Here is a 21,197-nt window from a genome sequence, read left to right as displayed (position 1 = left end):
TCACTTAAATATAAATCTCTTTTCCCTGCTCAATAAATTCTTCTGATTTTTCTTGCATTCCTTTTTCTGCGGCAGCGACATCTCTAATTTCCTGAGATATTTTCATAGAGCAGAATTTTGGTCCGCACATCGAACAAAAGTGTGCTACTTTTGCACCATCGGCAGGAAGTGTTTCATCGTGAAATTCTCTCGCTGTATCTGGATCTAAGGCTAGGTTAAATTGATCTTCCCAACGGAATTCAAAACGGGCTTTACTTAAAGCATTATCACGATACTGAGCTCCTGGATGACCTTTTGCTAAATCTGCGGCATGTGCCGAAATTTTATAGGTGATTACGCCATCTTTAACATCTTTTTTATTAGGTAAACCAAGATGTTCTTTAGGTGTTACATAACACAACATAGCACATCCGTACCAGCCTATCATTGCGGCTCCAATTGCTGATGTTATATGATCGTAACCCGGCGCAATATCTGTTGTTAAAGGACCTAAAGTGTAAAATGGAGCTTCATGACAATGTTCTAATTGTTTGTCCATGTTTTCTTTAATCATGTGCATTGGTACGTGTCCTGGACCTTCAATAAAAACCTGAACATCATGTTTCCAAGCAATTTTGGTTAATTCACCTAAAGTTTCTAATTCGGCAAATTGTGCGGCATCATTAGCATCTGCAATTGAACCTGGGCGTAAACCGTCTCCTAAAGAAAAAGCAACATCGTATTGTTTCATAATCTCGCAGATTTCCTCAAAATGAGTATACAAGAAGTTTTCTTTATGATGAAATAAACACCATTTTGCCATAATTGATCCACCTCGAGAAACGATTCCCGTTACACGATTTGCTGTTAAATGAATATAACGAAGTAAAACTCCAGCATGAATTGTAAAGTATGAAACACCCTGTTCTGCTTGTTCTATTAAAGTATCACGGAAAATTTCCCAAGTTAAATCTTCTGCAATTCCTTTTACTTTTTCTAAAGCCTGATAAATAGGAACGGTACCGATTGGGACTGGTGAATTTCGAATAATCCATTCTCTGGTTTCATGAATGTTTTTTCCTGTAGATAAATCCATGATCGTGTCAGCTCCCCAGCGGCAGGCCCAAACTGCTTTTTCAACTTCTTCTTCAATACTTGATGTTACAGCGCTGTTGCCAATGTTAGCATTAATTTTTACCAAGAAATTACGCCCAACAATCATAGGTTCACTTTCAGGATGATTAATGTTGTTTGGGATAATAGCTCTCCCGCATGCCACTTCAGAACGGACAAATTCGGGTGTTATTTTACTTTTTGGAGTATTTGCACCAAAACTATTTCCGCCGTGCTGGCATTGCATTGCTTTTGTTTGCTCATTTAAAAGCTCGATACGTTGGTTTTCGCGAATAGCTATGTATTCCATTTCAGGAGTAATAATGCCTTGTTTCGCATAATATAACTGCGTTACGTTTGCGCCTTTTTTAGCACGTTTTGGCTGATGAAGATATTCAAAACGAAGATGATTCAGGTTTTCGTCGCGCAATCGGCTTTGACCGTAATCTGAAGAGATTTCATTTAAAATTTCGACATCATTTCTATCTAAAATCCAACTTTCACGTAAGCGCGGCAGTCCTTTTCTAATATCAATTTTAACATTTGGATCGGTATAAGGACCTGATGTGTCATAAACGGTTACGGGAGGATTTTTTTCAATTCCTCCGTTTGAAAGTTTGGTGTCGCTAAGATGAATCTCGCGCATAGCTACTTTTATCGGATGAATTTCTCCGTCGATGTAAACTTTCTTAGAATTAGGAAATGGTGTTCTAGATATTTGTTCTTCTGTAGTCATAATATTTTTGTTTCAAGTTTCAAGTTTCAGGTTTCAAGTTTCAAGTTGATTCTGATTGTGTTTGTCTCACAAAGTTTTTCTGTAGAGGCGCACAACAGTGCGTCTACGCCCAGTATATAATAGGAATTTGGATATAAAAAAATTGAATTTAAATCTTAACCTCCCTGCGTAGCAGAAATAATTAAAATTTCGTCAGTTTCTTGTACGAGGAATTCGTTCCATTTGGTTTTTGGAACAACGGTGTTGTTAATAGCAACGGCGATTCCGTTTTGTTTGTGCGGAATTTCGAGATCGAGCAATGATTGAACGCTTAGCGATTCAGCATTGAAATGTTTGGTTTGTTGATTGATTTTTAGTTCCATTCCTTCTTGAATTAGTATAGAGTTATACTTTAGGAATGGCTGTAAGAACGCAAAAAAATGCGCGCAGTAGTCATCTTACTTTTCCCTACGCTAGTATGAACTAGATCAGGTTCAGAGGGTAAAATCTCAGCCTGCAAATTGCAGACACCCCTAAAGTGTGAAGCAAATGTAATAAAATTTGTTTAGAAGTTTCGGGTTTTAAGTTTCAAGTTTTTTGAAAAACGAAAACTGTGACTGAAAACTACGATTGTAATTGAAAGCTATTTAGTTCTCGTCCAGCAATCTTCAATATGATCGTTGACCATTCCTGTGGCCTGCATATGAGCATAGATAACGGTTGAGCCAACGAATTTAAAACCGCGTTTTTTTAGATCTTTGCTGATTGCATCAGAAATTGGAGTTGTTGCAGGAACATCTTTTAGAGTCTTTGGATTATTGTCAATAGGTTTCCCGTCTGTGAATTTCCAGATATAATCAGAGAATGTTCCAAATTCATCCTGAATTTTCATAAAGGCCTGAGCATTTGTAACTGCTGATCTAATTTTGAGTTTGTTTCGAATGATTCCCGTATTTTGAAGTAATTCTTCGATTTTATCTTCAGAATAGCTGGCGATTTTTTTATAATCGAAATTGTCAAAAGCTGTTTTGAAATTTTCTCTTTTGTTTAAAATTGTAATCCAGCTCAATCCGGCCTGAAAGGTTTCCAGAATTAAAAATTCAAATAGAGTAGGGTCGTCATAAACAGGAGTTCCCCATTCTTCATCATGATATTTTTTGTATAAATCGCTTGAGCTGCACCAGCCGCAGCGAATGATGTTTTCGTTTTTCATTATTTTCCAATTTGCCAGCTGTAGCCTTTTACAGTTGGTATGTAAGCCGAACGCCCTATTATAACTAAATTATTATAGATTTTTTTGTTGTATTTAATGCCAATTGCATTACCGGAAGTATATAGTTTATTTTCTTTAAATACCACTTTTAATCGCCCGTCTTGAAGTTTAGCATCAGATATTTTTTCAATAAACCAAGTTGAATGCCATTTAACTTCGATTTCATTTTGGGCAGTTTTGGTTACGCTTTTAACAAGTTTGACTGCTTCTTTTTGAATTTCAAAGTTTTGAGTAAGCTCTTTTTGAGTTAAGGTTTGACCAATTTTACAGTTACTTAATATTTTATGAAGGTTTGTAAAGCTTAATAATTTATTTTCGGTTGGGTCTTTTTTTTGTTCAGAAGCGGCGGTGCTAATCAGTGTTTTTGATTCTTGAGTACGCTTGTTAATTTTGATTGGCTTTTTTACAGCAAAAATATTTTTTCTACTAGAAAGGGAGTCAGTAAGAATTTCTTTCTGTACAATGGTTTTTGAAGAAGCAGAGGAAATTTCTTTTAGCGGTGCCGTTTTCAAAGAATTAACAGGGGAGACTTTTTTCTTAGGCTGTTTTTTCTCGTCATTTCCGCAGCCGAAAAAAAGGAAAGCGATAAGGAATACTAATATCGTATAGTTTTTTTTCATGGCTTCATTTTGGTTTATCCTTTGTGAGATGAGCCTTCCTCGTCCAAATATTTTTTTATCAAATGATGCCCCGCATAGATTAATGGGGTTAGTAAAATTGCAATTGATAATTTAAAGGTATATCCAATTAATGCGGAAGAAAGAAAAGTATCAAAATCAATTTTTCCAGGCAGCCAAAAAGCAATTCCAAGAACAATAAATGAGTCAAATAATTGCGAAACTACGGTTGAACCGGTTGTTCTAAGCCAAATTTTTCGCTCACCTGTACGTCTTTTAAAAAACCAAAAAATCCATACATCAATTAATTGCGATGCCATAAAAGCAATTAAACTTCCAACAATAATCCACATACTTTGTCCAAAAACAGCTTGAAATTGCTCATCGTTTACAGGACTTATCCCTTTTGCAGCAGGAATTACTATTGCCATAAACAGAATTAGAAAAGCATAAGCGATCAAACAAGCAGTTATAAAAGAGAGTTTTTTCACTCCTTTTTCTCCAAAATATTCATTAATCAAATCGGTCGTTAGAAAAACAACAGGCCATGGCAAAATTCCAATGCTCATTACAAAAGGGCCAATTTGAATTAGTTTTCCACCAATAAGTTCTGCAACAACTGCATTCGTTATAAATATTCCGGCAAGGACAACAAAAACAATTTCTTTTCGGGTTTTAAACATCTTAATTTGGTAAATGATGTTTCAAATTTAAACTATTTCTTTATAACTTAAAAAGGATTGATTTTAAATTAAGCTGTTGCATTTAAGAGAATCGGAAAGTTAAAATTCTATTTTGAACGCTGATTTTAGTTACATTTGGAACAATAATATATTAGTTAAAAAATAATGATAATGAAAAAATTAATGACAATTTTTCTCATGGGAACAACTTTTTTTGCGGCCACCGCACAATCAAATTCAGATAACCCATTGCTCAAAAATTGGACAGGGCCATATGGCGGAGTTCCTGCGTTTAATGAGTATAAGGTTGCGGATTTTAAGCCGGCAATTCAGTTTGCAATTCAAGAAAAACTGAACGAGATTGATGCTATTGCTAATAATCCGAAGGCACCGACTTTTGAAAATACAATTGCTGAGCTGGAACGTTCTGGAAAAACAATTACTAGGATTTTGACAGTATACGGAATTTACAGATCGAATTTGAGCACACCTGAGTTTAGTGCTGTAGATCGCGAGATGTCTCCTAAGTTTTCGGAATTCTCTGATAAGATCAATCAGAATAAAAAACTTTTTACAAGAGTTGAGGCTTTGTACAATTCTAAAGAAAGTAAAAAACTGACCAGTGAACAGCAACGTTTAATCTGGTTGTATTATACTGATTTTGTACGTGAAGGAGCTAAATTGAATGCGGCAGACAAAGAAAAAGTAGCTGATATTAATAAAAAATTGGCAAGTCTTTTTACTAAATTCAGTCAAAATTTATTAGCCGAAGAAAATAATCAATATGTAGCCTTAAAGACAGAAAGTGATTTTGATGGTTTACCGTTAGAAGTAAAAAATGCTGCTATTGCTGAAGCAAAGGAGAGAAAACTTGATGTTTTGGGCTGTATTGCCAATACACGTTCTTCAATTGAACCATTTTTAACTTTCTCGAATCGTAGAGAATTAAGAGAAAAAGCTTTCGATATTTTTGTGAAACGCGGTGATAATGGAAATGCAAATGATAATAACGCGACTTTGGTTTCTATTTTGCAATTGCGTACTCAAAAAGCGAAATTATTAGGATTCCCAACTTTTGCAGATTGGAGTTTGTCTAATAAAATGGCAAAAGATCCTAAGAAAACATTGGATTTGATGATGTCAGTTTGGGAACCTGCAGTTGAGAAAGTACATCAAGATGTTGCCGAAATGCAGAAAATTGTAGATGCCGAAGGTGGGAAATTTAAGATTCAGCCGTGGGATTATCGCTATTATGCTGAAAAAGTTAGAAAAGCAAAATATGATTTAGATCAAAATGAGGTTAAGCCTTATTTGCAATTAGAGAATTTACGTGAAGGAATGTTTTGGGTTGCTGGAGAATTATTTAATTTAAGTTTCAAACAAGTTACAAATGTTCCTGTTTATCATCCAGATGTTCGTGTTTGGGAAGTGAGCAACAAATTAACGGGTAAAACAGTAGGGTTGTGGTATTTTGATCCTTATGCACGTACAGGAAAACGTTCTGGTGCTTGGATGAATGCATATCGTGATCAGCAAAAAATGGATGGTGAAGTGCTTACAATTGTATCTAATAACTGTAATTTTATTAAAGGTGCAGCAAACGAACCTGTTTTGATTTCTTGGGAAGATGCAACTACATTGTTTCATGAGTTTGGACATGCGCTTCACGGATTATGTTCTAATGTAACTTATCCTAGTTTAGCAGGAACATCTGTGGCTAGAGATTATGTAGAGTTCCCGTCGCAATTATTGGAGCATTGGCTGGCTACACCAGAAGTGTTGAATAAATTTGCATTGCATTATAAAACAAATCAGCCATTACCTCAATCATTAGTGGATAGAATTGAGAAAGCGGCTAATTTTAATGAGGGGTTTGCTACTGTCGAAACAATTTCTAGTTCTTTAATAGATATGAAACTGCACTTGGCAACTACAACTATTGATCCTCATAAATTTGAGAAAGAAACTTTAGATGCGCTTCATATGCCGTCAGAAATTGTAATGAGACATAGAATCCCTCAATTTGGACACATTTTCTCTGGTGATGGTTATGCGGCTGGATATTACAGTTATTTATGGGCAGACGTGATTAATGCTGATGCTTGGGAGGCTTTTACAGAAGGAAAAGGACCTTATGATAAAGAAGTAGCTAAGCGTCTTTATGATAATGTTTTTAGTGTAGGAAACACTATAGATCAGGAGAAAGCATATGAGAATTTTAGAGGCAGAGCTCCAAAATCTGATGCGTTAATGCGTGCTAGAAATTTTCCAATTGTAGAAAAGAAAAAGTAAAAATACTTTGCAATTATAATAGGCGCACTGCGGTGCGTCTTTATAATTTGACAAACATAAAAAAGCCCGAATAAATTAATATTCGGGCTTTTTCTATTGAAATAATATATTAACCTAAAGTAACTCTTTTGAAACCTGTAATTTCAACGTTGAATCCTTTAACGTAATCACCAACTTTTTTACTGTCATCTTTGATGAAGTTTTGATCAAGTAAAGCTTTTTCTTGATCTAAAGTAGTGTTGTCAGAAATGAAACGTTGTACTTTTCCTGGAATAATTTTGTCCCAGATTTGTTCTGGTTTACCTTCTGCTTTTAATTCAGCTTTAGCATCTTCTTCAGCTTGTTTTAAAACTTCTTCAGTTAATTGAGAGAAAGAAATATATTTAGGAACATTTTTTAAAGTTTTTCCTAAACGTTTTGCTTCTTCGTTATCTTTTTCGATTACAGCAATACGAGCAGCAAGTTCAGATTCAACAAAAGCAGGATCAAAATCTTTGTAAGATAATGTATCAGCTCCCATAGAAGCAACTTGCATAGAAACATCTTTAGTTAAAACGTCAGCGTTAGGAATTGCAGCAGAAATTGCAGTTAATGCAGCGATTTTGTTAACGTGAACATAAGATCCAACGAAAGCACCTTCTAAAATTTCAAAACCACCGATTTCGATTTTTTCTCCGATAACTCCAGTTTGCTCGATTAATTTTTCAGCAACAGTAATTCCGTTGAAATCTGAAGCTAAGAATTCTTCTTTAGAAGAGAAATTGATAGCTCTTTCTACTAAATCTTTAGCTAAAGTTACGAAAGCTTCATTTTTACCGACGAAGTCAGTTTCGCAGTTTAAAGTGATGATAGCTCCTTTAGTGTGATCTGCATTGATAAAAGAAACAGCAGCTCCTTCAGAAGACTCACGGTCAGAACGGTTAGCAGCAACTTTTTGTCCTTTTTCTCTAAGGATTTGTATAGCTTTATCGAAATCTCCTTCAGCTTCAACTAAAGCTTTTTTACAGTCCATCATTCCGGCACCTGTAGATTGTCTTAATTTATTTACGTCTGCAGCAGTAATTGTTGCCATAATATTTTGAATTTTAATGTTAAAAGTAAAAATTCCATCTTCTAAATCCCAAACTCCAATTTTATTAAATTATCAACATAACGTTTTTAATTTTGTATTTGGAGTTTGGAATTTAAAATTTGGAATTTAAAATTTGATTTATTCTTCAGTTGCAGGAGCAGCTTCAGCAGCTGGTGCAGCTTCAACAGCAGCAGGAGCTTCTTCAGTAGCTTCAGTTTCTTTTTCAGAACCTCTGTCAGAAAGACCTTCGATAACTGCAGTAGTTACTAAAGATAAAATTTTGTCAATTGATTTAGAAGCATCATCATTTGCTGGAATTACGTAATCAACCTCTCTTGGGTCAGAATTCGTATCAACCATTGCGAAAACTGGAATGTTTAATTTTTGTGCTTCTTTTATTGCGATGTGTTCAGCTTTGATATCTACTACGAACAATGCAGCTGGTAGTCTAGACATGTCAGCGATTGAACCTAAGTTTTTCTCTAATTTAGCACGTAAACGATCAACTTGCAAACGCTCTTTTTTAGATAACGTCATGAAAGTACCATCTTTCTTCATTTTATCAATAGAAGACATTTTTTTAACTGCCTTTCTGATAGTTACAAAGTTAGTTAGCATTCCACCAGGCCATCTTTCAGTGATGTAAGGCATGTTTGCAGCTTTTGCTTTATCAGCAACGATGTCTTTTGCTTGTTTTTTGGTAGCTACGAATAAAATTTTTCTACCTGATGCAGCGATTTTTTTCAAAGCTTCGTTAGCTTCTTCGATTTTAGCTGCAGTTTTATATAGATTGATAATGTGAATACCATTACGCTCCATATAAATGTAAGGAGCCATGTTTGGATCCCATTTTCTAGTCATGTGTCCGAAGTGAACACCTGCTTCTAGTAATTCTTTTACTTCTATTTTGTTTGCCATTTTTGTACTAGTTTACGTTCTGTTGATTAGCAATGTATAAATGGCGATTTCTCTGGCTTTATACATTTAGATGCTAAACTATTTCCTACCTCGGTAGGAGAGCAACAATAACTGTGTTTTTTAATTTCAATAAATAATTGATAATGTCTTGTCCCATTTGAACAAGACAGGTAATATTAACGTTTAGAGAATTGGAATCTCTTACGAGCTTTCTTCTGACCGAATTTCTTACGTTCAACCATTCTTGGATCTCTTGTTAATAAACCTTCTGGTTTCAAGATAGCTCTGTTTTCGATGTTCACTTCACACATTACACGTGCTAATGCCATTCTTACAGCTTCTGCTTGACCAGTTGAACCACCTCCGTAAACGTTTACTTTTACATCAAAGTTACTTGCATTTTCTGTCATAGATAATGGTTGTAAAACTTTGTATTGTAAAGTTGCAGTTGGAAAGTAAGTTGCGAATTCTTTTTTGTTTACAGTGATTTTACCTGTTCCTTCAGAAACATATACACGTGCAACAGCGGTTTTTCTTCTACCGATTTTGTGAATAACTCCCATTACTTAAGATCGTTTAGGTTAACAGTTCTAGGTTTTTGAGCTCCGTGAGTATGCTCAGCACCTACAACAACATTTAGATTTCTAAAAAGTTCAGCTCCTAATTTGTTTTTAGGTAACATTCCTTTTACAGCTTTTTCTACTAATAATGCAGGGTTTTTAGATTGCAATACTTTAGCAGTTAAAGTTCTTTGTCCTCCTGGGTAACCTGTATGACGCATGTAAATTTTGTCATTCATTTTTGTACCTGTAAGGTTAATTTTTTCTGAGTTGATAACAATTACGTTATCTCCACAGTCAACGTGCGGTGTGTAACTTGGCTTGTACTTACCTCTTAAGATCATCGCAACCTTTGAAGCAAGACGTCCTAAGTTGTGACCTTCTGCATCAACAACAATCCACTCTTTAGTTACAGTGGCTTTGCTAGCTGAAATTGTCTTGTAGCTTAATGCGTCCATAATATTATTTTAATTAAACATTCCATCCCCAATAAAGGGGATGCAAAAGTACAATTAATTATTTTAAAACCAAATACCTTAAAAGAATATTTTATATCCTGAAAATCAGGCTCTCAGTTTTTATTTTTAAAACTAAAAAAAAACCAGCTTCACATTAAGGCGAAGCTGGTTTAATTTGTGGAGTGTTTTTGTTATTAAACAATAAAAATATTGGCAATATCTACAACTTGCTGCGTTGTTAAAGGTTCATCGTAAGCTTCTGATCCTGCGGAAGCTCCGAAGGCTGCAGCGGTATTGAATCCCGCTTGAGTGGTAACTCCTTCGCCATCGTAAACCGCTTGAGTTGCCGGCGGCATTCCCGCTCCTCGATCAGCATTCGAAATCCAGCCTTTTAATTTGCGGAGCCTTCGCACTTCAGATGCGTGACGTGCTTCGACAGAATGTATTTGCAGAGCTGCAGTTAATAAATCTGGTGTAGTTATTAAGTTTGCAGCTTGTCCTTTGTAAGCTCTTACGCCGGTATCTTCAAAAGCTTGTGCTAAGGCAAGAAAGGTTGGGTAATCATGAAAAGGGTCAAATGTACCGCCCACCGTAAAGTCAAAAGTAGGTTTAGCAACGAAGTTAGCACTTCCTGGGCCGCCTAATCCTGCGATTAAAAATTTAACGTGACTTGACTCATGAGCTGCTATTTGTTGAAAGACTTTTAAATCTCGTCCGCCATTTTCTAAAGCTGGAATGACACCAGAATCCAGCGCCATGGCATAAAACTCATTTTCTAGATATTCTAGTGTTAAGGCAAATTGTAAAGCCCCGATTGGGGTAGCGGGTGTTGGGGTGATATCTTTTGCTATTGCTTTATTTGCCAATGCTGATAATCCAAAAGGAATTGATGCCAGCGCCAGATTTTTACTGATATTTCCAAATTGTGAAAAACTGTCTCTTCGTGAACCTGTACTATTCATTATACTATCATCAGTAAAGGTTTCTATAAATTTTAAAATATTCATAATTTCTAAGTTTTAGCTCGTTAAGATTAAGGTAAATATTTGGCAGTAAATTTTGTAGTAATAAATCCGCCGGCAATTGGTAGGATTTTAGAAGGATCTTTTGCGACATCTAAACCGTTTGAAGGGTTTACAATATCGTCGCCTGCAAAATCTTTAGAGTTTGGATTGATCAAGCTTCTTATTGCAGAAGCGTGTCTGGCTTCAACCGAAACAATTTTTCCTGCCAGTAATAAATAATCTGGGCTTTTAATTAATCTGCCTGCGCCGTTATAAGCAGCAACGCCTGTATCTTCTAGTGCTTTTGCGGTGGCTAAAACTTCATTATGGCTGTTAAAATTTAAAGAGCCATAGTTGAAAGCTAAGGAAGGAAGTAATTGAGAGCTTGGATCGGGAAGCGCTCCAGTCAAGGCAGCTTTAAAAAAATCTCTATGAACTACTTCATGATGGTATAAATCTGTTAAGACTTGACGCTCAATGTCATTAAATACGGTATTGAAATTTGTTGAATTTACAACTTTAGTATAAAAATCAGCTTCTAACTGTTCTAAGGCGTAAGCATATGTAAGTACGCCAAAATCTCCAGAACCTAAATCAAAAACGCCATTTTTTATTCCGGGTAAGGAGTTGTCCTCCATATTATTATCGTTGTCATTGTCGCTGCAACCAGCTAAAACCAAACCTGCGGTAACTAATGTTAGTCCACTGAGCTTAAGGAAGCTCCTTCTGTTATTCAGTGAAGGATCAACTTCATGAATTTTAACTTCGTTTTTCATAATCTAGGTTTTTATTAAGGTTAATAACATGCTATTAAGTTATTAACGAAATTTTAGCACTAGTGGTTTTAAATAATCAATGTTTTTGAATATTATTTCGAAAAGACCTTGTGATTTCAAATAGTAGCAGCAGTTTTTTGTTTTATTTTCGGTAATTCTACTATATTTGTATTAATTACATAAAATATTAATAGATGAAAGCTAAAGCAACTCTAAAACAAATTGCGAAAGAACTTGGTGTTTCTGTATCTACGGTGTCTAAGGCGCTAAATGACAGTCCGGAAATAAGTGAGCAGACGAAGGTGAAGATTAAGGAGTATGCCAAACTCAAAAATTATAAACCAAATGTTATTGGTCTGAATTTAAAGAATCGTAAGACTAAAACGATTGGTGTAATTATACCTAATATTTTAAACTCTTTTTTCGCAAAAGTTTTTAGCGGAATCGAAAAAGTGGCAGATAAAAAAGGATATAACGTAATTACTTGTATTTCTAATGAATCTTTAGAGAAAGAAGTTCATACACTTGAAATGTTAAGCAACGGAACAATTGATGGTTTTATTCTTTCGGTTTCTGAAGAAGCGCAAAAACTTCAAGATTACAATCACTTTTCTGCTATCATAAATGACGGAACTCCAATTGTAATGTTTGATCGTATTGCTGATGAAGTAGAATGTGATAAAGTTGTTGTAGATGATTTTGATTCTGCTTTAAACTCAACTCAGCATTTAATTAATTTAGGATGCAAAAACATTGCTTTAATTTCTTCTGTAGATAATTTAAGTGTTGGGAAATTAAGAGCTGACGGATATTTAAAAGCGTTAAAAGACAATAATATTCCAATAAACGAAAAAATCATTCTTCGTACCGATTCAGAGGAAGATATGAAAGCTAAAATTGATGCTATTTTTGAAAATAAAATTGATGCGATTTTCGCTTTAGATGAAAATGATTCTGTTGCGGCTTTAAGAGTTAGTTTGAAAAAAGGATATAAAGTTCCTGAAGATATTTCGATAATTGGTTTTGCTGATGGAATTTTGGCTTCAAGACGTTTGTCTCCAAGTTTAACTACAGTAAGTCAGCATGGAATCGAAATTGGTGAAGTAGCTGCAAAAAGATTAATTCAGAGATTAGAAGAGCCAGAAGGCGAAACTTCAGACTATGAAACTATCGTTATCAAAACAAAATTGAAAGAGCGAGAATCGACTAGAAAAGTATAAATAAAAAATATCCGTCTTTAAGACGGATATTTTTTTATAAGGAATATGGGAATTTAGGATTTTTATACTTTTTTAATTTTTCGAAAGGAATTAAAAAAGATTCTTCGCAAGATCTTGCGGCTCTGTAAAAGATCGGTGTGAATTCTATGCCTTTTTCAGTGTAACTCCAAGACGGAAAATCCCAATATTCTTCATTAGTATAATCGCAAGGATCATCATCGTCATTTTTTGGTTTTTCGAAATGAAATTCAGAGTTAAGTACCGTTAGTAATTTAGGAGCGAAATAAGTGCTTCTGTATTTTGAATAGTTGTCAAAATTACTTTGTTCTTCGGTGGTAACACTCTTATCAAATGCAATGATGTCATCTATTTCATAATCTTTTCCATTGTTTAGATCAATCAAATAACCGCTTCCTCCAAAATCAGGATGCGCACCGCCACAGTAATAAGATGAAAACATTTCAAAGCCTAATAAGTTTGTATTGAGGAAATTTATGGTAGTTCTTCCTTCGATTCCTTTTCCCTCGCTATACTCAAAACTTGAGGAGCAGTTAAGCTGCGCTAATGTAGTTTGAATGTGTATATTTTCTAAAATTGGATTTATAACAGCCTTGTTTTTCTCTGAAAAATTATTTCCTAATCTAAAGAAATCTGAATCGCAATGTTTTTCAGAATACCAGACAAATTCCTTGTTATTGTAAATCGTGGTTTTTTGTTTTTTGAATTCCAGAAATTTATATTTTACCAGATTCAAACGTTCGTCATCAAACCTAATTGAGAGGTTTGATTTGTAATTATCAAAATTAACAGGCTCAAGGTGAACGGCTAGTTGTTTGTCTTTAGCATCATACCAATAACCATCGAAATTATTTCCTGATTTTTTCAAGTAAAACTTTTCAGTAACAATATCGCCGGGCTTAAAATAGAAAGTGTAATTATTATTGTCTTTTAATTTTGCTTCAAGTTTAATGTCTTTTAATGAGTTTTTATAGAAATATACGGCGTTTAGATTAGTCTCATTATCTGATTTATAAACTTGAAGAGTCATATAGATTGTGCTTTTACCTAAAGTTCCTTCTAGATAATAAATTTTGTCCTGACAAAATGAAATCGTTGAGTACATTATAAATAGAAACAAAAAAGCTTTTTTCATGATAGCCAATTTTAAAATGCAGTATTATTTTGTTTTTTTGACAATGTACAAGTTTTTACTTTCATCGTCAGAAATTAAGGTAAACTTCAAATTTGGATTTGAATAATAATTGTATTTTTTTTTCACAGCGTTTTCCATTTCTGTCCAGTTGTCTTTTGTAGTGCTGTATATTGTTTTTTCCTTGTTGCTGTAATCATCCAAAAAAATATCTTCTTTTTTAAATTTTAGGGTGTCTTTTGCAAAAGGTATATTGACATAAGCAATTCCATCCCAGTAATAATAAGTATAAGGGCTGTTGGACTGGGTTTGTCCTGCCATATTTGAATTATATTCTAATTTTTGATAATATTTAATCTTTATTTTATCATTTGGTATATCATGAAATAGATTTTCATTATCAATCTTTTTATGCTGCTTCGAGCTTAGGTCTCGGGCATTATTATATATATCTTCACCTGCGCCATAAACGACATACCATTGATTATTTGCGTAATATATTATAGATTCTCTTTTGTCAGAAGGTATAGAGTGATCTCTCCAGCTATAAAAAGATTCTAAGTAAATACAATTGGGTACAATAGTATCATAATAATATTTAGATAATTTTTCAGCAGACCAAGTTAAATCTTTGTTTACAGGAACAAATGCTTTTTTTGTTTTGTTTCCATCTGCAGGCCAAGTTTGGTAATAAAGCAGAGCTTTGTTTACTATTTGTTTGTTAAGCAAAACAATCTCGCCAAATTCAGATTGATCAGACGAGGAAGTTTTAAAGCCTATTGTATCTAAAACTTTTCCAAAGGAATCCATTTTAAATAATGTGTTGCTGTAATTACTGCCAGTATTTCCTCCTCCGTGATCATAAGGTTCAGATTTGGTAATTACTTTAACGATGATTTTATCACTTGAAATCTCAAGTATCTGAAACGTATAACAATATTCAGCTCCTTTTTGAAATATTGATATATCATGATTGCCAAATTTTTTAACTTCAGATAAATTTTTATAAGTCACAAATTCACTCGGCAGCTTTTTGCGAGGAAAAAGATTTATTACAAAAGTATCTAAGCCTAAAGCTAAGCTAACATTGATTTGATAGATTATAAATAAGACAACTATTGTTACAAGAGAATACGTTATCGTTTTTTGTTTCATTTCGGTCTTTCTAATGTGCTTCCAGCCAGTCTTTACCTAAGCCAAGTTCAACTTCTAAAGGAACAGAAAGTTTAAACGCATTTTCCATTTCATGTTTGATCATGGGTTGGATTTTTTCTAACTCGTCATTATGTACATCAAACACAAGTTCATCATGTACCTGAAGCAGCATTTTAGATTTCCAGTTTTCGTCTTGTAATTTTTTATGAATGTTAATCATTGCAATTTTAATTACATCGGCAGCGCTTCCTTGAATTGGCGCGTTTACAGCATTTCGTTCGGCTGCACTTCTTACAACTGCATTTGCGGAGTTAATGTCTTTTAGATAACGACGACGACCTAGAATGGTTTGTACATAACCTTTTTCTCTGGCAGAATCAATCTGCTCTTGGATATATGATTTTAATCTTGGGTAAGTTTTGTAATAAGCATCAATCAAAGCAGCACTTTCGCTTCTTGATAACGAAGTTTGGTTGCTTAATCCGAAAGCAGAAACACCATATATAATTCCGAAGTTTACAGTTTTAGCATGGCTTCTTTGCTCGCGGGAAACTTCTTCCAGCGCTACATCAAAAACTTTTGCAGCGGTTGCTTTGTGAATATCTTCTCCGTTTTGAAATGCTTTAATCATGTTTTCTTCACCACTTAAAGCGGCAATAATTCTCAATTCGATTTGCGAGTAATCGGCAGAAATTAAAGTATGATTTTCATCACGTGCTACAAAGGCTTTACGAATCTGACGCCCTCTTTCGGTACGAATTGGAATATTTTGCAGGTTTGGATTATTAGAACTTAAACGTCCTGTTGCTGCAACTGTCTGCATATAATCAGTATGAACACGTAAAGTCTTTTTGTCAACTTGTTCCGGTAAAGCTAAGATGTAAGTGCTTTGCAATTTTACCATCTGACGCCAATCTAAAATTTGTTTTACAATTGGATTGTCGTTTGCTAAATAAGTTAATACTTCTTCGCCGGTTGCATATTGACCAGTTTTAGTTTTCTTTTGTTTTGCTCCGCCAATTTTAAGTTTATCAAATAAGATATCTCCTAATTGTTTTGGAGAGGCTAGATTAAATTTTTCTCCTGCGGTTTCGTATATTTTTTGTTCTAAAGATTTGATCTCAACATCCATTTCTTTAGACATTGCATTTAAAAAATCAACATCTAATCGAATTCCTTCGGTTTCCATTGCAGCTAAAACGCTTACTAATGGAATTTCGATTTCATCAAATAATTTTTTAGTTTCGGTTTTGTCTAATTCTACAGTGAAAATTTCTTTTAATTGTAAAGTAACATCAGCATCTTCGGCCGCATATTCTTTAATGTCTTCAAGAGGAACGTCACGCATCGAAAGCTGATTTTTTCCTTTTTTACCTATTAAGGTTTCAATTGATTTTGGAGAATATTTTAAATAGGTTTCTGCCAAAATATCCATATTATGACGCATATCTGGATTAATCAAATAATGCGCAATCATGGTATCAAAAAGCTTTCCTTTTACGGTAACGCCATAATTAGAAAGAATCTTTAAATCGTATTTAAGGTTTTGCCCAATTTTTTCGATGTTTTCATTTTCAAAAAACGGAACAAATTTGTCTACTAATATTTTTGCTTCTTCTTGATTTTCTGGAAACGGAACATAAAATGCTTTTCCTTTTTCATAAGAAAATGACATACCCACAAGTTCTGCATGCAAAGCATCGATTCCTGTAGTTTCGGTATCAAAACAAACCGAAGTTTGGTTTTGTAAATTTTGTAAAAGCAATTTTACTCCTAAATCTCCTTGAATGGTTTGATAGGAGTGAGGTGTGTTTTCTAATGTGCTGTAAAAAGACGTTCTTGCAGTTTCTGTATCTTCATCTGCGGAAGCACTTCCAAATAAATCAAATTGTTCTTCGTTTTTTGGCTGTGGTTTTTTGTATAATTTGGCATCTGGAGCTGCTGCTGGAGCAGTTTGTGTTCCGTCAGTTTTAAACAAATTATCAAATTGTTCGGCCATTCTTCTAAATTCCAATTCTTGAAAAATCGCATCGGTTTTTTCAATATCAGGGCGCGTTAATTCATAATCATTCTCATCAAAAGTTACGGGACAGTCTAATAAAATTGTTGCCAGTTTTTTAGACAATAAGCCTTTCTCTTTATTAGCCTCAATATTCTCCTTCATTTTTCCTTTCAGCTTATCGGTATTAGCTAAAAGATTTTCCATTGTTCCGAACTCTTTCAAAAGCTTTTTGGCAGTAACTTCACCAACGCCTGGAAGTCCAGGAATGTTATCGGCAGCATCTCCCATCATTCCAAGAAAATCGATTACTTGTTCAGGGCGTTCGATTTCAAATTTTTCTAATACTTCAGGAACACCCCAAATTTCAATTCCATTACCCATACGAGCAGGTTTGTACATGAAGATGTTTTCAGAAACCAATTGAGCAAAATCCTTATCAGGAGTTACCATAAAAACTTTGTAGTTCTCTTTTTCGGCTTGTTTGGCAATTGTTCCAATTAAATCATCAGCTTCAAAACCGGCAACTTCGATAATCGGAATGTGCATTGCTTTTAATAATTCGCATATATAAGGTACCGCTATTTTAATAGCTTCAGGAGTAACGTCTCTGTTTGCTTTGTATTCTGGAAATAATTCATTTCGCAATTGGCTTCCGCCTTTGTCAAATGCTACGGCCAAATGGTCTGGTTTTTCTCTTTTAATAACATCTAAAAGTGAGTTCATAAAACCCATAATTGCAGATGTATCCATTCCTTTTGAGTTAATTCTAGGGTTTTTTATAAAGGCATAATAACCACGAAAAATTAATGCGTAAGCATCTAGAAGAAAAAGGCGTTTTTGAGTTGACATATAAAAAATATTAGTCTGTAAAAATAAACAATTGAGGTCTCAAAAATTAAACTAACAAGATTTTTTTTCCATCGTATAAGTTATATAAGTTCAATTTAGCATCCTGTATACTGTAGAGATGTCTAATATTTATTGAATTAGAATATTTAAAATGAACTTATATAACTTATATGGTAAAAAACGTAAAAGTTAATGTCGAGTTAAATTTTTTTTATTTCGGAGATTTCTTCATTTTCTCTTCATTTTATGAGGGTACTTTTGATCTGTAAAATAAAAGGAATTGAATACTAAATTTTAGAAATGATGAAATCGAAGATTCACGAAAACCAAAAAAGCAAACAGCTAAGCTTGAGTAGAAATTTATTAATGTTATTAGTCGCAGTTTTAGGAACAAGTGCAATGGTTCATGCATTTCCTGCAAAAGAGGGTAAAACGGTTCCTGCAAAAGAAATAAAAGCAACAAAACACAAAAGAAATACAGCTTTAAAAGAAGAGACAGTAAAAGTAAAAAATAAATATATAAGGTTAAGGTTATTAATAAAACAAGTGTAATTAATTTAAAAATTTAGAAATCATGAAAAATTTATTTATTGTATTAGCAGCAGTTTTAGGAACAAGTGTAATGGTTAGTGCTCAAACAACTCCAACTCAGGCAGCTCCTGCAAAAGAGGTGAAAGCTACGAAACACCATCATAAATCAAACAAAAAAGCAAAAGCTGAAACTCCAAAAGAAGAAACTGCCACCGTGAAAAAATAAACATTGCTAATGTTTTGTCTTCAAAAGATTGTAAGGAGACAAAGTAGGATTAATGATTGTGGAGAATGCGGTTGAAGAAAGCTGATGAAGAAATTTGTCAGCTTTTTTTGTTCGTTAATTTTTTAATAATGTGTCATTTGATTTTTGATAATTGATTAATTTTAGTTGCACCTAAAAGATGTTTTTATGAATGTTTTGATTGTTGAAGATAATAAGGAGCTTGCAGTTGAAGTTTACGACTTTCTGTGCAAAGCAGGTTATATCTGTAAAATAGCAAATAATTGTGCTGATGCTCTTGAAGAATTTGCAAGCAATGATTATGATGCCATGCTGCTCGATCTTGGTTTGCCTGATGGAGATGGTTTTGAAGTTTTACAGACTATTCGAAAAACAAAATCAAAAATTGCGGTAATTGTGCTTACAGCGCGTGGAGAATTAGATGATAGAATAAATGGGCTTCATTTGGGGGCTGATGATTATTTAACCAAACCTTTTGCTTTGACGGAATTAGCGGCCAGATTATTTGCTGTAATTCGTAGAATTCATGGTTTTACTTTGAATAATTTAAGTATTCACGGATTTTTGCTTCAGCTTCAGGATTATAAAGTGAGTTATAACGAAGTGCCTTTAAGTTTGACTAAAAAAGAATTTGATATTTTTCAATATTTAGTTCTAAATAAAAACCGTGTAATTACAAGATTGCAGTTAACAGAACATATTTGGGGAGATATTCTCGAGATAAATTCAGATTCTAATTTTATTGATGTTCATGTTAGAAATCTTCGAAAAAAATTAGACAAACATGCCCCAATCGATTGGTTTGAAACCGTTAGAAATGTGGGTTATCGTATTAATGAATAAACAAATATTGTGAAGATAAAACATCAATTAGCGATTTTTAATGCACTGACACGATTGTTGGTGATTTTAATTTTATGGTTGATGCTTCCTATTTTAGTCGAAAAGGTGGTTTATAGACATATCAATAATGGTCTTATTGAGAAAAAAGAAAAGTTTATAGAGCATTTAAATCAGCAGGAAATTAATGATTTTATCGAAAATGAAGGCGACTCGACTGAAACATATTCACAGTTTTCTACGCTTCACAGTGAGTTTTTAGTTCTTTCGAAAGCTCCGATCAGGCCTAATCAAAAGAAAACAACCTTTACAAATGAATTTCGCATTATTGAAGGCGAAGAAAACGAATATAGGATTCTGACACATCATTTTAGTTTTGGAAATGAAGGTTATCAACTCGAAATTGGAAGCAGTCTTGGAGAGGTAAATGATCTTACTTTTATAATTAGGTTTTTTATTATTATAGTGTTGTTTGTCATTCTTTTGGTGACTTTTTTAGCTGATACCGTTTATATCGAGTATTTATTAAAGCCATTTTATAAAATTATTGATACAAAAATAAGGCGCGTCAATGAACCTGAAGTTTTTGACCATACGCCTATAAAAGCAAAATCCAGAGATTTCAGAGAGTTGGATTTGGTTTTGAATCAGATGATGGATCGTATTGCGGAGCTTTTTAAAAAAGAAAAGCAGTTTATTTCGAATGTTTCTCATGAGCTTCTTACACCAATTGCTTTACTCAAAAGCAAGTTTGAGAATTTATTACAGAATGAATCTTTAGATGAGAACGCTTTTGATAAAATAGCTGGTTCGCTAAAGACCTTAGATATGCTGAAAAAAATCATCAATAATCTATTGTTGATTTCTAGAATAGAAAACAATCAATATGAAGCTAATGAGGAAATTAATTTTCATGAAATTATAAATGATGTAGAGGAGGATCTGCAAGATCGAATTGAAGATAAAGGAATTCGATTCGTAAATGAAATGAAGAATGATTTGATTTTTAGAGGAAATAAAACCTTAGTCCATATTCTTATTTATAATTTAGTAACAAATGCAATTAAGTATAATAAACCAGACGGAAGTATTATAGTGAGCGATGGTTTTATGCAAAATCAATATTATATTTCAATTGCAGATTCTGGTATTGGGATGAGTGATTCTCAAATTGAAAATATCTTTAATAGGTTTGCTAGGGTTAGTTCTGATCAAGAAGGGCAGGGGCTGGGTCTTGCGATAGCAAAAAGTATAGCTGTTTTTCATCATATTGAAATCAAAGTTCTGTCAAATATAAATGAGGGAACAATTTTTACTTTATCTTTCCCTAACATGGCTAAAATCTAATTATTTGTTAAAATTTTTCTTACTTGCAAAACTTCATGTTGTCTTCATTTTACGGTTTTATCTTTGGGTTATAAATAAGAGATAATAATCACAAAAAAAAACAATCATGAAAAAATTAGTAATGTTAGCAATTGCTGTTCTAGGAACAACTGCTATGATAAATGCTCAAATGACTCCAGCAAAAGCTGCACCAGTAAAAGAGGCTAAAGCTCCTAAAAAAAGACAAAAAAATGGATAAAAAAAGCGGCAAAACCAGAAGCAGCGAAGCCGGAAGCACTAAAAGCAAAAAAATAAAAAGCATTAGTTTGCTGAAGTAACCTGTACAAGGTTTTAGAAAAAATTGTAATAAAAAAGCTGGTAGAGTAATCTATCGGCTTTTGTTTTTGTTTGAGTTAAATT

General features: G+C 33.7%; 21 protein-coding genes and 1 riboswitch. Of the genes, 7 read left to right on the top strand and 14 right to left on the bottom strand.

The features are described 5' to 3' along the window. Positions 1-4: 4 nt before the first annotated feature. The 5 genes from thiC to BOW57_RS03985 form a co-directional block, all read right to left on the bottom strand. Positions 5-1,828 carry a phosphomethylpyrimidine synthase ThiC gene (thiC, locus tag BOW57_RS04005; RefSeq protein WP_129053114.1) on the bottom strand — a complete coding sequence of 608 codons (1,824 nt, stop codon included), beginning with the start codon at positions 1,826-1,828 and terminating at the stop codon, positions 5-7. Between the two features lie 155 nt (positions 1,829-1,983). Continuing rightward, positions 1,984-2,190: a sulfur carrier protein ThiS gene (gene thiS, locus BOW57_RS04000; protein ID WP_053472622.1), complete on the bottom strand. Its 207-nt coding sequence runs from the start codon at positions 2,188-2,190 to the stop codon at positions 1,984-1,986. 65 nt (positions 2,191-2,255) lie between these two features. Then, positions 2,256-2,352: riboswitch (TPP riboswitch) on the bottom strand. A 98-nt stretch (positions 2,353-2,450) separates the two neighbouring features. Then, positions 2,451-3,020: a DNA-3-methyladenine glycosylase I gene (locus BOW57_RS03995; RefSeq protein WP_129053113.1), complete on the bottom strand. Its 570-nt coding sequence runs from the start codon at positions 3,018-3,020 to the stop codon at positions 2,451-2,453. Next, positions 3,020-3,700 (bottom strand): hypothetical protein, encoded by a 681-nt coding sequence (locus tag BOW57_RS03990; RefSeq protein ID WP_129053112.1) that lies wholly within the window; start codon positions 3,698-3,700, stop codon positions 3,020-3,022. Before BOW57_RS03990 ends, BOW57_RS03995 begins: the two co-directional genes overlap by 1 nt. A gap of 14 nt (positions 3,701-3,714) precedes the next feature. Beyond that, positions 3,715-4,380, bottom strand: a complete 666-nt coding sequence (locus tag BOW57_RS03985) for a queuosine precursor transporter (protein WP_089052684.1) — start codon at positions 4,378-4,380, stop codon at positions 3,715-3,717. A 171-nt stretch (positions 4,381-4,551) separates the two neighbouring features. Between BOW57_RS03985 and BOW57_RS03980 the strand changes: the two genes are divergently transcribed. Beyond that, entirely contained in the window at positions 4,552-6,672 is a 2,121-nt protein-coding gene (locus BOW57_RS03980) for a M3 family metallopeptidase (protein WP_089052685.1), read from the top strand. A 109-nt stretch (positions 6,673-6,781) separates the two neighbouring features. Here BOW57_RS03980 and tsf read toward each other — a convergent pair whose 3' ends face one another. The 6 genes from tsf to BOW57_RS03950 form a co-directional block, all read right to left on the bottom strand. Next, a complete protein-coding gene (tsf, locus tag BOW57_RS03975) occupies positions 6,782-7,744 on the bottom strand; it encodes a translation elongation factor Ts (RefSeq protein WP_089052686.1) in 963 nt (320 codons plus the stop codon). A 138-nt stretch (positions 7,745-7,882) separates the two neighbouring features. Then, positions 7,883-8,662: a 30S ribosomal protein S2 gene (gene rpsB, locus BOW57_RS03970; RefSeq protein ID WP_089052687.1), complete on the bottom strand. Its 780-nt coding sequence runs from the start codon at positions 8,660-8,662 to the stop codon at positions 7,883-7,885. Between the two features lie 176 nt (positions 8,663-8,838). Continuing rightward, positions 8,839-9,225 carry a 30S ribosomal protein S9 gene (gene rpsI / locus BOW57_RS03965; protein ID WP_017497947.1) on the bottom strand — a complete coding sequence of 129 codons (387 nt, stop codon included), beginning with the start codon at positions 9,223-9,225 and terminating at the stop codon, positions 8,839-8,841. Then, positions 9,225-9,680 carry a 50S ribosomal protein L13 gene (gene rplM / locus BOW57_RS03960; protein ID WP_026983738.1) on the bottom strand — a complete coding sequence of 152 codons (456 nt, stop codon included), beginning with the start codon at positions 9,678-9,680 and terminating at the stop codon, positions 9,225-9,227. The genes rpsI and rplM overlap by 1 nt, the downstream gene beginning before the upstream one ends. A gap of 194 nt (positions 9,681-9,874) precedes the next feature. After that, positions 9,875-10,687, bottom strand: coding sequence for a ferritin-like domain-containing protein (locus tag BOW57_RS03955; protein WP_129053111.1), 813 nt, complete (start codon positions 10,685-10,687; stop codon positions 9,875-9,877). A gap of 26 nt (positions 10,688-10,713) precedes the next feature. After that, positions 10,714-11,460 (bottom strand): ferritin-like domain-containing protein, encoded by a 747-nt coding sequence (locus tag BOW57_RS03950; protein WP_089052689.1) that lies wholly within the window; start codon positions 11,458-11,460, stop codon positions 10,714-10,716. 194 nt (positions 11,461-11,654) lie between these two features. Between BOW57_RS03950 and BOW57_RS03945 the strand changes: the two genes are divergently transcribed. Further along, on the top strand, positions 11,655-12,680 hold the full coding sequence (locus BOW57_RS03945) for a LacI family DNA-binding transcriptional regulator (protein ID WP_129053110.1): 1,026 nt from the start codon (positions 11,655-11,657) through the stop codon (positions 12,678-12,680). Between the two features lie 34 nt (positions 12,681-12,714). Here the strand turns inward: BOW57_RS03945 and BOW57_RS03940 are convergent, their stop codons facing one another. The 3 genes from BOW57_RS03940 to polA are packed head-to-tail and all read right to left on the bottom strand — an operon-like array spanning position 12,715 to position 17,836. After that, entirely contained in the window at positions 12,715-13,833 is a 1,119-nt protein-coding gene (locus tag BOW57_RS03940; RefSeq protein ID WP_129053109.1) for a hypothetical protein, read from the bottom strand. 24 nt (positions 13,834-13,857) lie between these two features. Continuing rightward, positions 13,858-14,985, bottom strand: coding sequence for a hypothetical protein (locus tag BOW57_RS03935; RefSeq protein WP_129053108.1), 1,128 nt, complete (start codon positions 14,983-14,985; stop codon positions 13,858-13,860). A gap of 10 nt (positions 14,986-14,995) precedes the next feature. Further along, positions 14,996-17,836, bottom strand: coding sequence for a DNA polymerase I (gene polA, locus BOW57_RS03930; protein ID WP_129023973.1), 2,841 nt, complete (start codon positions 17,834-17,836; stop codon positions 14,996-14,998). A gap of 300 nt (positions 17,837-18,136) precedes the next feature. Here polA and BOW57_RS03925 point away from each other — a divergent pair, with 300 nt between their 5' ends. From BOW57_RS03925 to BOW57_RS20955, 5 genes are all read left to right on the top strand, one after another. Beyond that, a complete protein-coding gene (locus tag BOW57_RS03925) occupies positions 18,137-18,388 on the top strand; it encodes a hypothetical protein (protein ID WP_241687376.1) in 252 nt (83 codons plus the stop codon). 22 nt (positions 18,389-18,410) lie between these two features. Further along, positions 18,411-18,593 carry a hypothetical protein gene (locus BOW57_RS03920; protein WP_089052694.1) on the top strand — a complete coding sequence of 61 codons (183 nt, stop codon included), beginning with the start codon at positions 18,411-18,413 and terminating at the stop codon, positions 18,591-18,593. A 186-nt stretch (positions 18,594-18,779) separates the two neighbouring features. After that, the gene (locus tag BOW57_RS03915) at positions 18,780-19,454 is read left to right on the top strand and encodes a response regulator transcription factor (RefSeq protein WP_089052695.1); all 675 of its coding nucleotides are present in this window, start codon (positions 18,780-18,782) and stop codon (positions 19,452-19,454) included. Between the two features lie 9 nt (positions 19,455-19,463). Further along, positions 19,464-20,798 (top strand): cell wall metabolism sensor histidine kinase WalK, encoded by a 1,335-nt coding sequence (locus BOW57_RS03910; RefSeq protein ID WP_241687375.1) that lies wholly within the window; start codon positions 19,464-19,466, stop codon positions 20,796-20,798. Between the two features lie 106 nt (positions 20,799-20,904). Continuing rightward, positions 20,905-21,036 carry a hypothetical protein gene (locus tag BOW57_RS20955; protein ID WP_256371861.1) on the top strand — a complete coding sequence of 44 codons (132 nt, stop codon included), beginning with the start codon at positions 20,905-20,907 and terminating at the stop codon, positions 21,034-21,036. Positions 21,037-21,197: the final 161 nt, after the last annotated feature.

Source organism: Flavobacterium sp. YO64, assembly GCF_004119505.1.
In the GTDB taxonomy this organism is placed as follows: domain Bacteria; phylum Bacteroidota; class Bacteroidia; order Flavobacteriales; family Flavobacteriaceae; genus Flavobacterium; species Flavobacterium oncorhynchi.
This window is presented reverse-complemented; position numbering and strand designations above follow the sequence as displayed.

Excerpts from the sequence above, each read along its gene's own strand:
- thiC (WP_129053114.1), bottom strand. The coding sequence starts at position 1,828 with ATGACTACAGAAGAACAAATATCTAGAACACCATTTCCTAATTCTAAG.
- thiS (WP_053472622.1), bottom strand. The coding sequence starts at position 2,190 with ATGGAACTAAAAATCAATCAACAAACCAAACATTTCAATGCTGAATCG.
- BOW57_RS03995 (WP_129053113.1), bottom strand. The coding sequence starts at position 3,020 with ATGAAAAACGAAAACATCATTCGCTGCGGCTGGTGCAGCTCAAGCGAT.
- BOW57_RS03990 (WP_129053112.1), bottom strand. The coding sequence starts at position 3,700 with ATGAAAAAAAACTATACGATATTAGTATTCCTTATCGCTTTCCTTTTT.
- BOW57_RS03985 (WP_089052684.1), bottom strand. The coding sequence starts at position 4,380 with ATGTTTAAAACCCGAAAAGAAATTGTTTTTGTTGTCCTTGCCGGAATA.
- BOW57_RS03980 (WP_089052685.1), top strand. The coding sequence starts at position 4,552 with ATGAAAAAATTAATGACAATTTTTCTCATGGGAACAACTTTTTTTGCG.
- tsf (WP_089052686.1), bottom strand. The coding sequence starts at position 7,744 with ATGGCAACAATTACTGCTGCAGACGTAAATAAATTAAGACAATCTACA.
- rpsB (WP_089052687.1), bottom strand. The coding sequence starts at position 8,662 with ATGGCAAACAAAATAGAAGTAAAAGAATTACTAGAAGCAGGTGTTCAC.
- rpsI (WP_017497947.1), bottom strand. The coding sequence starts at position 9,225 with ATGGGAGTTATTCACAAAATCGGTAGAAGAAAAACCGCTGTTGCACGT.
- rplM (WP_026983738.1), bottom strand. The coding sequence starts at position 9,680 with ATGGACGCATTAAGCTACAAGACAATTTCAGCTAGCAAAGCCACTGTA.
- BOW57_RS03955 (WP_129053111.1), bottom strand. The coding sequence starts at position 10,687 with ATGAATATTTTAAAATTTATAGAAACCTTTACTGATGATAGTATAATG.
- BOW57_RS03950 (WP_089052689.1), bottom strand. The coding sequence starts at position 11,460 with ATGAAAAACGAAGTTAAAATTCATGAAGTTGATCCTTCACTGAATAAC.
- BOW57_RS03945 (WP_129053110.1), top strand. The coding sequence starts at position 11,655 with ATGAAAGCTAAAGCAACTCTAAAACAAATTGCGAAAGAACTTGGTGTT.
- BOW57_RS03940 (WP_129053109.1), bottom strand. The coding sequence starts at position 13,833 with ATGAAAAAAGCTTTTTTGTTTCTATTTATAATGTACTCAACGATTTCA.
- BOW57_RS03935 (WP_129053108.1), bottom strand. The coding sequence starts at position 14,985 with ATGAAACAAAAAACGATAACGTATTCTCTTGTAACAATAGTTGTCTTA.
- polA (WP_129023973.1), bottom strand. The coding sequence starts at position 17,836 with ATGTCAACTCAAAAACGCCTTTTTCTTCTAGATGCTTACGCATTAATT.
- BOW57_RS03925 (WP_241687376.1), top strand. The coding sequence starts at position 18,137 with ATGATGAAATCGAAGATTCACGAAAACCAAAAAAGCAAACAGCTAAGC.
- BOW57_RS03920 (WP_089052694.1), top strand. The coding sequence starts at position 18,411 with ATGAAAAATTTATTTATTGTATTAGCAGCAGTTTTAGGAACAAGTGTA.
- BOW57_RS03915 (WP_089052695.1), top strand. The coding sequence starts at position 18,780 with ATGAATGTTTTGATTGTTGAAGATAATAAGGAGCTTGCAGTTGAAGTT.
- BOW57_RS20955 (WP_256371861.1), top strand. The coding sequence starts at position 20,905 with ATGAAAAAATTAGTAATGTTAGCAATTGCTGTTCTAGGAACAACTGCT.